Origin of the sequence: Legionella spiritensis (assembly GCF_900186965.1) — a bacterium.
Lineage (GTDB): Bacteria > Pseudomonadota > Gammaproteobacteria > Legionellales > Legionellaceae > Legionella_C > Legionella_C spiritensis.
In genome coordinates this window covers 3,334,238-3,348,070 of sequence record NZ_LT906457.1, presented here as the reverse complement: position 1 = coordinate 3,348,070, position 13,833 = coordinate 3,334,238, and the positions used below count along the sequence as shown (strand labels likewise).

Genomic DNA, 13,833 nt, shown 5'->3' with positions numbered 1-13,833 from the left:
AAAAACTCCCCTATCCTACAATACAAAGGCTGACATCGAGAAAAAGCAATATATTTATATGTGCCACCATTATAGTGCCACCATCACTTGAATCGAGCAAGTTAAAACCAGCTAAAGAACAACTTTAATGGACCTGGAGCAGATTCAGAACAAACAGGATATCCAAAACACCAAATGATCAAACATAAACCCGCTGATATTTTAATTCCGTTTTAGTTATATATACCCCGACTTTCAACGTTTTGCACCCGGATATCTAAACCTGGTGTTTTGCGCTTGTTGCATGGGAGTACTGGTAGTTACATCTATCGCAGGCGATATTTGTTACTGGTTCACTTCAGATAAATCCAGGAAAACAAAACCCGCAGCATAAACGCAATTATACGCACCAAATTACAAAAAAACAGAGTTATTCACAGTATCTGTCAAAAAATAAAAACGTGTAGGTTGCCAATTGGGTAACCCATCCTGAAAAAAATGAACCAGTCGCTCACCGTTGCAGCCCAAAAATCTCATGACGTCACGACCTGGGGAACAAGACGGGGATAACCGTATAATTTACACGTGGATAACAGGAAGATAAATAACAACCATTTTGTCAAACACACTTTATCAAGAAGATATACCCTAAAAAAAACAGCAGTTATCAACAAGTTAAAAATCGATATAACACTTTGATTTATTAAACGAAATAAAACTTACAAACACAAATGCGACGACTAATAAAAAAAACAAGGTATATTTAAATAATACTTTTTTATAATAACGTTCCCACAAAAAATAAAGAAAAAACAAATTTCTGACAAACAGGAATTCCCGGGGGAAATATGGCAATATACATCCAGGTTTCATGATCCAATACGGTATGAGGAAAGCAGGTGAGCATCCGGGGGAACGTTTTCCCGCATTACGTCTTCGCCTTCATAACGGGCTACTGCTACCAATTTTTGGATAAGATACGTGCGCGAAAACAGGGAATTGCAGACAGATAGGAGTTTTCATGAGCTACTTGACATCAACAGCAGAGTGGCGAGCTTTGGAGAACCATACCCGAACGCTAAATGGTGTTCGCATTGAGCAGCTCTTACAGTCTCATACACAGAGAAAGAAACATTACAGACACGCTATCGGTGCTGTTACCGTTGATATGTCTAAAAATTACTTTACTCCGGAAACCATGCGTTTGCTTTATCAATTAGCGGAACAAAGCCAGATTCAGCAAACTGTAAAAAGCTTGTTTTGCGGAGAGAAACTGAACTTTACGGAAGATCGTGCCGTTTTACATCCCGCTTTGAGAAGTCCTGCCATGTTTTCTGCCGAACCACACGGCAAAACGATTGCCGAGGATGTTTATAAAACCCTGTCCCGTATGGAACAAATGACTTTGTCCCTGCAAAACGGTCGTTTTAACGACATATCGGTAAAACATATTGTTAATATTGGCATAGGCGGATCTGATCTTGGTCCTCGCATGGTATTGGCGGCGTTAGCCCCCTACCGCAATCAAGCCATAACAGTCGATTTTATTTCCAATCTGGATGCCTGGGATACGAACGTTACCTTGTCCAGACTTGATCCTGAGCATACGTTATTTATTATTTCATCGAAATCCTTCAAGACTTATGAAACGTTGCTGAATGCGGAACAGGCCATGAAGTGGCTTGGAAGCAAAGAACGAGGCAAACAACAGTGCATTGCCGTTACCGCAAATCATGAAGCGGCACGCAACTTCGGTATTGCAGAACAAAACATTCTGCCGATATGGGAATGGGTAGGTGGGCGTTATTCCGTTTGGTCAGCTATTGGATTACCTATTGCCTTAGGCACCGGATTCGATACGTTTCAGCAGTTTTTATATGGCGCGTCTCTGGTGGATGAGCATATGCTTCATGCCGATCCGGACAAAAACCTGCCTCTTTGTCTGGCGTTGCTGGATTGCTGGACTATAAATTTTCTCGGTGCCGACACTCGTGCCATTATTCCTTATTCCGAACGTTTCCATTATTTTATCCCCTATATTCAACAGCTGGTTATGGAAAGTAATGGCAAATCAACGGATATTGACGGCAATAAAATAAATTACAGTACGGGGCCTATTATCTGGGGAGGTATCGGGTGTAACAGTCAGCATGCTTTCCACCAATTGCTGATGCAGGGAACACAACTGGTTCATGTCGATTTTATAGGGGTAAAAAAAGCGTTGGATGACGAGCAGCAACATCAACAAAACCTGCTGAATAATCAATTGATTGCCCAATCCGAGGCTTTACTTAAAGGAAATATGGACAGACAATCCTGTAACCACCGCGGCATTCCCGGCAATATCCCCCACAATCTGATTATGCTTGAACAATTAACCCCGGCAGCTTTGGGTACCTTGCTGGCCATTTATGAGTATCGCACCATTCTGACGGCTTTACTTTGGCGAATTAACCCGTTCGATCAATTTGGCGTGGAACTGGGTAAGGAAATAGCCGTTGCCCGGTCCGGTTCCGCAATCATGGATGATAGCGGCTCTCTTAAAAACGAAGCAATGGTTTGACAGACTATGTAAAGTTTTCTATCATTGCCAGCCTCAAAATTTAATTTTTTAACAGGTTCCTCATGAAACGCACATTTCAACCCAGTAATTTAAAACGTAAACGCGATCATGGTTTTCGTCAACGTATGTCAACCCGGGGTGGCCGTCTGGTTTTAAAGCGTCGCCGTGCGAAAGGACGTAAGCGTTTATCCGCCTAAGTGTATCGTTTTGGCAAGAATCGTCGGCTCTTGAATAAAAAAGAGTTCGACGCTGTTTTTAATCAACCTGGCAAAACAGTAACCCCGGAGCTTGTTGTTTTACACAAAGCTAATAACCTGGGGTATGCCCGGTTGGGAATGGCCTTGTCAAAAAAGATGATTCCCAAAGCTTGTGAACGAAACCGGTTGAAACGCCTCATACGTGAGAGTTTTCGCACCGGTAAACTGCCGGCCGTAGATATTATTGTTTTAGCTCGATACGGCGTGGCTGAAGCGGGTAACCGAAAAATCACATCCAGACTAGGTTTAACATGGGACAAATTAATCGCATTATACGCCGGATAATTACCCTGCCGATTATTATTTATCAACTGTTTGTTCGTCCGGTTATGAGACCTTGTTGTCGGTTTTACCCAAGTTGTTCACAGTACGCTTTAATTGCTATCAAACATTACGGTGTACTCAAAGGTTTCAGATTAGCCTGTTGCCGCCTTTTGCGCTGTCATCCCTGGTCTGATGGTGGTTATGATCCGGTATTACCTAACGAAGAGAAACATTAATGGAAATACGACGAGTAATTTTATACGCAGCTCTGGCGCTGGTTGTTTATTCACTTTGGATGAACTGGCAAAAAGACTATCCGCCGACTCCCATGCCTGTCAGTGATCAGACGGTTTCTCCGGATCCCAAAGAGAGCAACCTGCTTCCTGATGTGAGACCCGGTTCCGGTCAGGACAAAACACCGGCTTCCAAAGATATTGCCTCAGCAACGAAAACCCGGACAAACGATTTTATAACGGTCAAAACCGATGTGTTGAACGTGCGTATTAACATGCAGCAAGGTGATCTGGTTCATGCTTCGCTACGGGATTATCCGGTCAGCGTGGAAGAAAAGGACAAACCCTTTGTTTTGTTAAACGACGACAGCCAGCAGCGCTATGTTGCTAACAGCAGTTTGGTTGTCAGTACGGACAACAGGGCCAGGAATCTGGATTTGAATTTTTCCAGTAGCCAGCAAAGCTATCAGATGGAAAATGACCGGAAAACCCTGACGGTTGTTTTGAGTGGTCAAAGCAGTTCCGGTCTTGAGGTCAAGAAAATATTTGAATTTACGAAGGGCAGTTACCTGATTAATGTCCGGTATGAGATTCTTAATACCGGTGAAGAACCATGGCAAGGATATATGAATACCCAATTGCTGCGTGGTTCGCCTGATGAAGATAAATCCAGTCTCTTTCACATAGGGACCTATGTCGGTGCGTCTTACTCAAGTCCCGGCCAGCATAAATACCAGAAAGTCACGTTTAAGGATATGGCCAAGGCTAACCTGAATGTCAATGCCAAAGGTGGCTGGGTTGCCATGCAGCAACATTATTTTTTAAGCGCCTGGGTGCCTCAATCGGATGAAACCAATGTTATTTACAGCCGCGCTGCGAATAATAATTATACGATTGGGGTGGTTAGCTCGCCGATAACCGTTGAGCCGGGGAAAAGCCGGGAAATTGGCAGCCGTCTGTATGTCGGTCCTGAGATAACCAGTGTTTTGAAAGACATCGCTCCCGGGCTGGATTTAACCGTGGATTACGGCTGGTTATGGTTTTTATCCTCGCTGTTGTTCTCGCTGATGAAAGCGATAAACAGCGTTGTTGGTAACTGGGGATGGTCTATTGTGCTGGTTACGGTACTTATCAAACTGGCATTCTATCGCCTGTCAGCGAGCAGTTACCGCTCCATGGCCGGTATGCGTAAATTACAACCCAAACTACAAGCCCTGCGCGAACGTTATGGCGACGATAAAGCGGCCATGAGCAAGGCGACCATGGAGTTGTATCGCCAGGAAAAAGTAAATCCGCTGGGAGGCTGTTTACCTATCCTGGTTCAGATCCCGGTATTTATCGCGCTTTACTGGGTACTTCTGGAAAGTGTCGAGCTGCGACAGGCGCCATTTATTTTCTGGATCAATGATCTGGCGGCTTCTGATCCCTATCATGTGTTACCCATCATCATGGGAATTACCATGTTGGTTCAGCAGCGCTTGAATCCTGCGCCGCCTGATCCCATGCAAGCCAAAATCATGATGTTTCTTCCGGTCCTGTTTACCGTCTTGTTCTGGAATTTCCCGTCCGGATTGGTGTTGTACTGGATTGTGAATAATACCCTATCCATTTTGCAGCAGTGGTATGTCACCCGTAAATACGGCGAAGACAAGCCTGTTCGCAAAAAACTGGCTGCTGCCAAATAAACCATGTCCGAAGAAACCATCGTTGCTATCGCTACTCCGCCAGGTCGAGGCGGAGTAGGAATTGTGCGTCTTTCAGGCTCCGAATCTTGCGCTATTGCCCTTAAACTCACCAAAAAAACACAGTTAAGACCCAGGGAAGCTGCCTATACGTTGTTCTTCACTGAGGAGGGAGAAACAATAGATCAAGGTCTTCTCTTGTATTTTAAAGCGCCCCATTCCTTTACCGGTGAAGATGTGGTGGAGTTGCAGGTCCATGGATCTCCCATTGTTTTGGACAGGCTGGTTAGTCTGGCGGTTGATTTCGGAGCGCGATTGGCAAGACCCGGTGAGTTTTCTGAACGAGCGTTTCTGAATGACAAAATGGATTTGACTCAGGCAGAAGCCATCGCTGATTTAATTCATGCCAGTTCCATGACGGCCGCTCGACTGGCTGTTCGATCCCTGCAAGGTGATTTTTCCCGAAAAATTAACGAGCTTAACGAAAAACTTGTTTATTTGCGGATGTATGTGGAGGCCGCCATCGATTTTCCGGAAGAGGAAATCGATTTTCTTGCCGACGGTAAAATCGCCAGGATGCTTACGGAAATCCTTGCTGATTTACATGCTGTTCGTAGCCAGGCTACTCAAGGCGCCATGATGAGGGAAGGGTTGCATATTGTTATTGCCGGTCGGCCGAATGCCGGAAAATCAACCTTGATTAACGCGCTTGCCAAACGGGAAGTGGCTATTGTGACCGACATCGCGGGAACAACACGTGATGTGATGCGTGAATATATTTTACTCGATGATTTACCGGTACATATCGTGGATACGGCCGGATTGCGTGCCAGTGAAGACAAGGTAGAAATGGAAGGCATTAAACGAGCCTGGCAGGAAGTCAGCAGAGCGGATTGTGTGTTAATGGTCATTGATCTTCATCAACAACATGACGCGACCCAACTCAGTCAGGCTATTGTGGATAAATTGCCGCCAGGGGTACCTGTCATCAAGGTATTTAATAAAATTGACGCGCTCGGCATGTCGCCAGATCAGGATGATCAGGCTGTTTATCTGTCTGCAAAATCCGGTGAAGGGATAGATTTGTTGAAAAAACAGATCAAAGACGCTGTCGGGTTTCAATCCTCGGAAGGACAATTTTTAGCCAGGCGCCGTCATCTTGCCGCTCTGGATCAGGCAAAGGAATTGTTACTCAATGGCCAGCATCAGTTAAATACGGCTCGAGCCGGAGAATTACTGGCGGAAGACTTACGGCTTGCTCATCAATCCCTTTGTGAAATTACCGGCGAATTCACCTCGGATGATTTGCTAGGCAAGATATTTTCGAGTTTTTGTATAGGCAAATAACGGCCGACAGAGCATGTTTTCAATACACTGTAATCAGGAGTTCCTGTCATGTTAGCGAGTGAGACCCTGCTACAACCCTTTTTTCTGGGAGATATTCGTTTAAAAAATCGAATTGTGATGGCGCCCATGACTCGAAATATGGCTAATGATGATCTGAGCCCCACGGAGCAAATGGCGGAGTACTATGCCCGCAGAGCCGACGCCGGATTAATTATTACCGAAGGTACCATCATTGCTCCGGATGGCCGGGGTTATAGTAACGTTCCCGGCATTTTCACCGATGCGCACATTGATAAATGGCATCAGGTAACGGATGCGGTGCATCGCAGGGATGGCCGGATATTTTTACAAATATGGCATGTCGGTCGGGTTTCTCACCCGCATTTTTTAGACGGGGAATTGCCTGTATCGGCATCAGTGACGACTATGACCGGAAAAGTGAGCCGCGCTAACCATCTTACCTATGGTCAATCACGGGAAGCTTCTCGTTCGGATATCAAACGTTTGGTAGCCGATTACGCCAACGCTTGCAAAAATGCGATAAAGGCCGGTTTTGACGGCGTGGAAATCCATGGTGCCAATGGTTATTTAATTGACCAGTTTTTGCATTACGACACGAATCATCGTCATGATGAATACGGCGCCTCTTCGCAAAATATGGCGCGCTTTGCGCTTGAAGTTGTAGCAGCCTGCTGCGAGGAAATAGGCAGTAACCGGGTTGGGATCCGATTGTCTCCCGGTGCTTACCTGAATCAAATAACAGGTGACAGACGTGACGCGGACGTCTTTCAATTTTTGTTAACGCAACTAAATGAAACCGGACTCGCCTATGTGCATACCGGTAATTTTAATGATGCGCTGACTTTTAAAGAGTTGGCGGATAAAACCATGACGGCCTTTATACGGGAATATTACCGTGGGGTAGTCATAGCCAGCGGCAGTTATGACCTGAAACAGGCCGGTCAGGGTATAAAAAACCACCAGTTTGATTTAATTGCCATGGGAAGGCCGTTTATTGCTAATCCTGATTTGATTACGCGCATTAAAAATCAGTCTGAATTAATCCCTTATCAGCCCGGTATGCTTGAAACGCTGTATTAAATACGAATTATCAACCAGCAAAAGCGCCGCTCCATATAGTAATAATTGCCTCCGAAAAGACAATGGATAATCTATTTTTTAAATTTTCTTGCGCGCTGGGAAAAATAAACACATAATGGATTTTTTAAGGGCTTCCTGTAATGAGATAGACAATTATAAACGTTGCTGAGTTAAATCATGACCTATTCCACGCAATACCGTACTTTTCTTGATAACAAAAACAGTTTTTTCCAAAACGCGAATGAATTTTACAAAGGTGAATCTGTAACCAAATCTGTGCGGCACAATGCGTTTAATCAGTCTTATAATTTTATTGCTGATCATAAAAAGCTAATTGAAGACGAATTTAATCATTTATTTGCTTCACTTACGAGCGGTAAGGAGACGTATGGCGAGGAATTCTGGTTGTATTGTTATTACCTCAGCATTCTTTTACAGACCTATCATATCGGGCATGGATCAGCTAGATTTAATGAGGAAGAAAAACGGTACGGAAAGTTACGCCGGCAGATATGGAACCATTATCACCAGATAGAGTCCTCATCGGAGCCTCCCCCCAGAAAAAAAACGTTCATAAAAGCGCTCGGTGAGGAACTGGGTGACGATATCTCTGAAATCGCTTCCACACCTAAAAGGCTATCCAAAATACGGCAGAAGGTCGGATTGTATAATGTCTGGCGTTTGTATTGGGCATTCAGCCGCATGATGCTGACCAATACCCTGCTCGAGCTTAAAGATGGTCCAGTGCTGGCTAAACTGGAGCGATTTCTTGGTAAACATATCGATGTGGATGCCATCGTCGCGGCTTTTGAAGCACCCGGCGAGATCATGCGAACTTTAAGCGTCGCTTTCTTCGGTTCCCGCTTCCTTATGAATTTGTCCATGGTATACAAACACACGTTTATGCCCTCGGAACTGGAAAAAACACGGTTAAGAAGCAAGCGTTTGTCCGATGAACTCTGGGAGCGCCATCCCGGATTTATTAACGATTTTGTGTGGACGGTGATTAACGGTTTGACCAATTATAATGAAATCTTTCATATTTCGGCGCCCGCGGCCGGATGGATAGTTGCCGGATTTCTGTTTTTTGATGTCTGTGTCTTATTGTGGCGACGGCATTTGGAAGAACAAAAATACCTGGCAAAAAAAGCGCAATATCGCGAAGAGTTGAGTTTTTACCAGGAAAAATTAAAAGAACCTGATCTTGACGAGGATGAAAGAAAACGCTATCTGCAACACATTGCCTTATTGCATAGCCAGTTGACGGAACTGGAAATCGGTTGGCAGGCAACGGATTCTGCATTTTGGTTCAATGTTTCAGCGGCGCTATTGCTGATGGTCGGATTTTCTGCCGCCATGATGTTCAATGCCCCTGCCTTGATCATTGTCAGCTATGCGATTTGCGTATTGGCTATCGGTATGTATCTGTCGGATGGCGCCTATAAGCAATATAAGGAAAAAAGTCTGCGTCTGCGCCAGGCCGATATTGACAATATCAGTAATGTCCAGGCATTGCAGGAATACAAGGCGGCACGTAACGAGCTGATTTACACGATGATTAAAAATACGGTCATGCCGAGCTTAATCATTGCAACGTTCGCTGTCTGCTGGCCGGCGGCTATCGTTCTGACTGCGTTGTATCTTGGCTATGAACTGTGGAGCTCCTGCAGCAAGCGGCGTAACCCATCCCCTGATCCGAGCCTTCCAGAGATAGAAAGACGGGAAGTTGACCGATTGGAGCACGTGGAATACGAAGAGGTGGACGAGAGAAGGTTGCAGCTTGGTTATATCTAACCTGACAGCGCAGGTTGACCAAAAGCTTCGTGCACTTATCTTCTATCGGCTGCAAATTGCGATTAATTTGCGCAAAATGCTGTTTGAATTCGTCAACCAGATCCCGGTAGCCCGTCATGCGGGGTAACAACACTCGGGTACCCGCCTGTTCACCTGCCGGGATATTCGAGTATGCAACCCGCAATACGGCCGCAGGTCTCCTTACGGGTTACCGGTACCTTGTCTAGACTTCCGGATACATGGCGGCAATTGCGGCTATGTCCTTGTCACTTAAACGCTTCCTTTGTCCTATTTCGACCCCTTCTTGCAACGGAACGATGGTTTGCTTGCCGTTTTTGGAAAACGCGTAAGGGCTGTAATGCATGATGGATTGATAGTCGTATTCGCCATAATCCTTGCCGTCGGTCAGATGTTGATTAAAATTATGTTTATGATTTTCTTCAATATTTTCCCATACAATCTGAATATACTGACTTCTATCCGCGCGCGATTGCTCATGCCACAAGCCCAGGGCATGGCCAATCTCGTGAACGGTATTCATGGTATTGCAACGCGGAGCCAGATGAAGTTCCTGCCGTCCTCCCTGCCGCCCTACGAAAGAGGAACAGGTTGTGCCGGCGGCGGGAATGAAAGAAATATAATCGCGGTATTCATAGCGGTTTTTAGAGGTCAGCTCGACAAATTCCAGCGAGGAATGTTGTTGCCAGAGTGCTATTGCCTGTAGAACGGCGAGCTTGTTTATCAAGGGTAAATCTTCGGCCATTTCAAAAGGAACAATGCCATTTGGCCAGCGGCCGCCACCAACTTTAGGTAAAATGACGGCACCTTGATGCTGTAGGTTATCCAGCGAGGTCAGAAGAATATCGCCTTCCACCACGGCAAAATTGTTCTTTTTTTCATAGGTCAGGGTACGAATGCCTGAAGCAGGGTCTTGTACCACAATCTGTCCCAACTCGGCCGCAATGACACCGTTCGTTGCCAATATAAAAAACAAGCCACGCAAAAAATATGACATGATTAATTCCTTTTAAAAATATCGTTGTCAACAAATAATAGTTTCCTGTAGCCCATCATGAAAGCGAAGCCGAAATGCGGGACAACGCTCACCCGGGTAATGACCTGTTCTCCTTGTCCATCATTGGAACAGGAACCTGCAATACGGCCAGAGGTCTTCTTACGGGCTACTGCTCTGGTTCGGTGAAACCTGTTGTTCACAAAGTCTAATATACAGAATGTATCATTTTTTAAAAGGGTGACAATAGCCCATACATGATGGGCTATTGTATGCGGATCAAACAGTGAGTTGTCCCTTATCCGTTGCAAAAGTGGTTTCCCGAAAGGCGAGGGCGCGTTTATCCATAACCGCATGCCATAAGGGTGGAATGACAGCCAGAATGATCATGCCCAGGTAACCGGAAGGAAGCTGCGGACTTTCCTCGCAGTGACGTAAAATCTGGTAAGGCCTGGCGCCGTGGGCGTGGTGATCGGAATGACGCTGCAGGTGAAATAACAACATATTGCTTAACCAGTGGTTGGCGTTCCAGGAATGCATGGGGGATACTTTTTCATATCGCCCGTTGGCCAGTTTCTTTCGCTGAAGGCCGTAATGTTCGACGTAATTGATGGTTTCCAGCAGAAAAATGGCCAACGCCGATTGCAGCAGGAAAAAGGCAAGCGCTGCTGTCCCGCCGTACCAGAAGCACCCGGCGGCAATCAACAGAGGGGCGGTAAAAATCCACCAGAATTGATTATGAAAACTGGTCGTGGAATATCCTTTTTGTTGTAACCGCCGCTGCTCAAGATGCAGGGCTGACTTGAAGGAGCCTATGATGGTTTTGGGCAGATAACGATAGAGGCTGTCTCCCAGTTGCGCAGAAGCCGCGTCTTCGGGAGTGGCTACCCGAACGTGGTGGCCACGAACGTGTTCGATAATAAAATGGCCATAACACACCATCGATAGTAAGGCTTTGCTCAGAAACTGCTGCAAAGGAGTGTTCTTGTGCATCAATTCATGCGAGAGATTAATGCCTACCCCTCCGGTTACCAGGCCGACGGACAAAGTGAATCCTAACCATTCGTACCAAAGCAGATCATAATGAGTGATGATATAAACGGAAAAAATCAGCAATCCTGCCTGGATTGGAACATAGAACAGGGTAATGAGTTTGAAATAACGATCCTGCAACAGTTTTGCTTCTTCCGAAGGGGAAGGATTGCCGGTGTCTTTTATCCAGTAATCCATGAACGGAACTACGGAAAACAATACTATGTAGGATAGGAAATTATACATGCCTCCTGCTAAAAAACCCGCTATTGGTAAAAAAACCAGGGAATAGGCAATTAAAAAACTCAGTTTTTTCTTTGTAGTCATCTTAAACACCTTTTAAAATAATTGTTGCTATGCCTAAATATAGAACAATAAGGTGTTCGAAAGCATGGTTTAAAAGGTCATTGTATCGTTATTTTCGGACAATCCTGTTATTTACAGGACAAGATACCGGTACTGTTCCTGTTCCATGTCATTTTGCAAGGTGGTGTTGAACATTATGCTCTATTTTTGTGTCATCCCCGCGAAGGCGGGGATCCATTTTTATAATGGCTCGGCGCCACCAGATAGTTGGATTCCCGCCTTCGCGGGAATGACACCACCTTGCAAAATGACATGGAACAGTACTAGGTTCCGTGAACAAAATTTCTAACGCATCCATATCAGCGCTCCGGCAAAGTGAATAAACCCTAAGAATGCTGAAATGGTTTTATCGAAACGTGAAAAAACCCTGCGGAAATGCTTTATTTTTGAGAAAAAAGTTTCGATTAAGAACCGCTCTTTATAGACCTCGTTATCAATTTTTCTTGGACATTTTACATGCTTTCTCGATGGGATCACCGGACAACAATTATGACTCTTCAGGGAGCTAATGAATGGCTGTGAATCATATCCTTTATCAGCAAGTACTAATGTATTGCGCTGTTCTTTTAGCAATTCAGCCGCTTGAGTAATGTCGTTTCTGTGTCCGCCTGTTAGAGTAAATCGAATAGGGTTACCTAACCCATCAACCACAGCATGTATTTTGGTAGTAAAGCCCCCTTTACTACGGCCCAGTGCCTGAGCTTCGTTTCCTTGTTTGCTATAGCCTGATGCGCAAGCATGAGCACGCACAATCGTTGCATCGATCATAACGGCCTGATCATCAATATCACTGACTGAACACATTAATTCAGACCAAATGCCTCGATCAGACCAAGCTTTATATCGTCTGTGAACCTGGCGCCAATGCCCATAATAATCAGGAAGAAGACGCCATTGACATCCCGTCCGCAATATATACCAAATCCCTTCTATAAATCGGCGCAATCTCTTTTCTTCTTGTGTATGAAGACCTTTTATTCCTCGCAAAAAAGAATAGAGTCGGTTCCATACTTGCTCTGATATGTTATTATTCATTTTGGCAGTTTTTTAGTGATTTTTCGACGGCAAATCGTATTTCACTATAGAAACTGCCTTTTTTTCAACTAATTAGAAATTTTGTTCACGGAACCTAGGGCGTGTCCTGAATTTTCAATGCGAGTTTATAAAGCTCGTTTTTGTGTGTTTTTGTCAACGCGCTGGCCAATTTGACCGCTTGTTTCAGAGGGAGATCCTGCAATAATACAGTAAGCAGGTGAGAATCGTGTTCCATGGTAGCGGGTACGGAGTGAGGCGGTAGAATGACCACAAATTCCCCTTTACCATGATTTTTATCGGCAAGTAACCACGCCTTGATCTGTTGGGCGGTACCGCTAATAAAATTTTCAAAAGCCTTGGTTAATTCCTTGGCGAGTACCAGTTGAAAATCCGGGCCATAAACGCTGTCAATGTCATCCATGCAATCAAGAATACGGTGGGTGGATTCGTAAAAAATAATCGTTAATTCATTGTCATACAGGGCACGCAGTTTATTGATGCGGGCTTGTTGTTTTGCAGGAAGAAATCCGGCGAAAATAAATTGATCACAGGGTACACCGGCGGCGCTAAGGGCTGTGGTCAACGCACAGGGGCCGGGAACGGGTATTACGGGAATAGCCATTTGCCGGGCTTTGCGTACCAGTTCAAAACCAGGATCACTGATAAGAGGTGTGCCGGCATCGCTGATGAGCGCGAAGGATTGTCCTTTGAGTAGTGCGTCAATAATTGAGGCGGTGGTTTCGGCTTCATTATAGGCATGATGAGACAGCAAAGGCGTATCACAGCCCAGTGCCTGCAAAAGCCTGGCCGAATGTCTGGTGTCTTCCGCAAGGATGACATCAACCGACTTCAGGGTTTTCATGGCCCGAAGGCTGATATCGTCAAGATTGCCGATGGGTGTGGCGACGACATAAAGAGTACCGCCAGGGTGTGTAGACATATGTTTTTATGAAGTGAATATTGAGATGATTTGCTCAAATTCTAGCTTTTACAAAGAGAATAGCAAGCTTTTATTTAGTGAGTTCAACCTGAACAGGACACCAGTCAGCCGCATTCGCAGCCAGAAAAAATCAGGTACACACAACCTAAAGGTTGCCGAATAATTATCCATAGTTTATCCTATTGCGTTCCTGCGTTCTGGACATTTCTCCATGTTGCCAAATTCATT

The 13,833-nt window shown here is 45.1% G+C and carries 12 protein-coding genes; 8 read left to right on the top strand and 4 right to left on the bottom strand.

Going from position 1 to position 13,833, the window contains the following annotated elements; translation table 11 throughout:
* The first annotated feature begins 1,000 nt into the window (after positions 1-1,000).
* The 8 genes from pgi to CKW05_RS15215 all read left to right on the top strand — a co-directional run bounded on the left by pgi (position 1,001) and on the right by CKW05_RS15215 (position 9,220).
* On the top strand, positions 1,001-2,542 hold the full coding sequence (pgi, locus tag CKW05_RS15250) for a glucose-6-phosphate isomerase (protein ID WP_082642702.1): 1,542 nt from the start codon (positions 1,001-1,003) through the stop codon (positions 2,540-2,542).
* A 62-nt stretch (positions 2,543-2,604) separates the two neighbouring features.
* Positions 2,605-2,739, top strand: coding sequence for a 50S ribosomal protein L34 (gene rpmH, locus CKW05_RS15245; protein WP_028372496.1), 135 nt, complete (start codon positions 2,605-2,607; stop codon positions 2,737-2,739).
* Between the two features lie 30 nt (positions 2,740-2,769).
* Complete coding sequence (rnpA, locus tag CKW05_RS15240; protein ID WP_231950636.1) at positions 2,770-3,084, top strand: ribonuclease P protein component; 315 nt, start codon at positions 2,770-2,772, stop codon at positions 3,082-3,084.
* Positions 3,051-3,299, top strand: coding sequence for a membrane protein insertion efficiency factor YidD (yidD, locus tag CKW05_RS15235; RefSeq protein ID WP_082642701.1), 249 nt, complete (start codon positions 3,051-3,053; stop codon positions 3,297-3,299). The genes rnpA and yidD overlap by 34 nt, the downstream gene beginning before the upstream one ends.
* On the top strand, positions 3,299-4,981 hold the full coding sequence (gene yidC, locus CKW05_RS15230) for a membrane protein insertase YidC (protein ID WP_058482222.1): 1,683 nt from the start codon (positions 3,299-3,301) through the stop codon (positions 4,979-4,981). Before yidD ends, yidC begins: the two co-directional genes overlap by 1 nt.
* A 3-nt stretch (positions 4,982-4,984) precedes the next feature.
* Complete coding sequence (gene mnmE / locus CKW05_RS15225) at positions 4,985-6,325, top strand: tRNA uridine-5-carboxymethylaminomethyl(34) synthesis GTPase MnmE (protein WP_058482221.1); 1,341 nt, start codon at positions 4,985-4,987, stop codon at positions 6,323-6,325.
* Positions 6,326-6,373: 48 nt separating this feature from the next.
* The gene (locus CKW05_RS15220) at positions 6,374-7,426 is read left to right on the top strand and encodes an alkene reductase (RefSeq protein WP_058482220.1); all 1,053 of its coding nucleotides are present in this window, start codon (positions 6,374-6,376) and stop codon (positions 7,424-7,426) included.
* A 177-nt stretch (positions 7,427-7,603) separates the two neighbouring features.
* Positions 7,604-9,220, top strand: a complete 1,617-nt coding sequence (locus CKW05_RS15215; RefSeq protein ID WP_058482219.1) for a hypothetical protein — start codon at positions 7,604-7,606, stop codon at positions 9,218-9,220.
* A 223-nt stretch (positions 9,221-9,443) separates the two neighbouring features.
* On the opposite strand, the gene legP is transcribed toward CKW05_RS15215, so the two are convergent.
* The 4 genes from legP to rsmI all read right to left on the bottom strand — a co-directional run bounded on the left by legP (position 9,444) and on the right by rsmI (position 13,605).
* A complete protein-coding gene (legP, locus tag CKW05_RS15210) occupies positions 9,444-10,235 on the bottom strand; it encodes a Dot/Icm T4SS effector Zinc-dependent metalloprotease LegP (RefSeq protein WP_058482218.1) in 792 nt (263 codons plus the stop codon).
* Between the two features lie 276 nt (positions 10,236-10,511).
* Positions 10,512-11,591, bottom strand: a complete 1,080-nt coding sequence (locus CKW05_RS15205) for an alkane 1-monooxygenase (protein ID WP_058482217.1) — start codon at positions 11,589-11,591, stop codon at positions 10,512-10,514.
* Between the two features lie 324 nt (positions 11,592-11,915).
* Entirely contained in the window at positions 11,916-12,665 is a 750-nt protein-coding gene (locus CKW05_RS15195; protein WP_058483223.1) for an IS5 family transposase, read from the bottom strand.
* A gap of 94 nt (positions 12,666-12,759) precedes the next feature.
* The gene (gene rsmI / locus CKW05_RS15190; protein WP_058482067.1) at positions 12,760-13,605 is read right to left on the bottom strand and encodes a 16S rRNA (cytidine(1402)-2'-O)-methyltransferase; all 846 of its coding nucleotides are present in this window, start codon (positions 13,603-13,605) and stop codon (positions 12,760-12,762) included.
* Between the last annotated feature and the right edge of the window lie 228 nt (positions 13,606-13,833).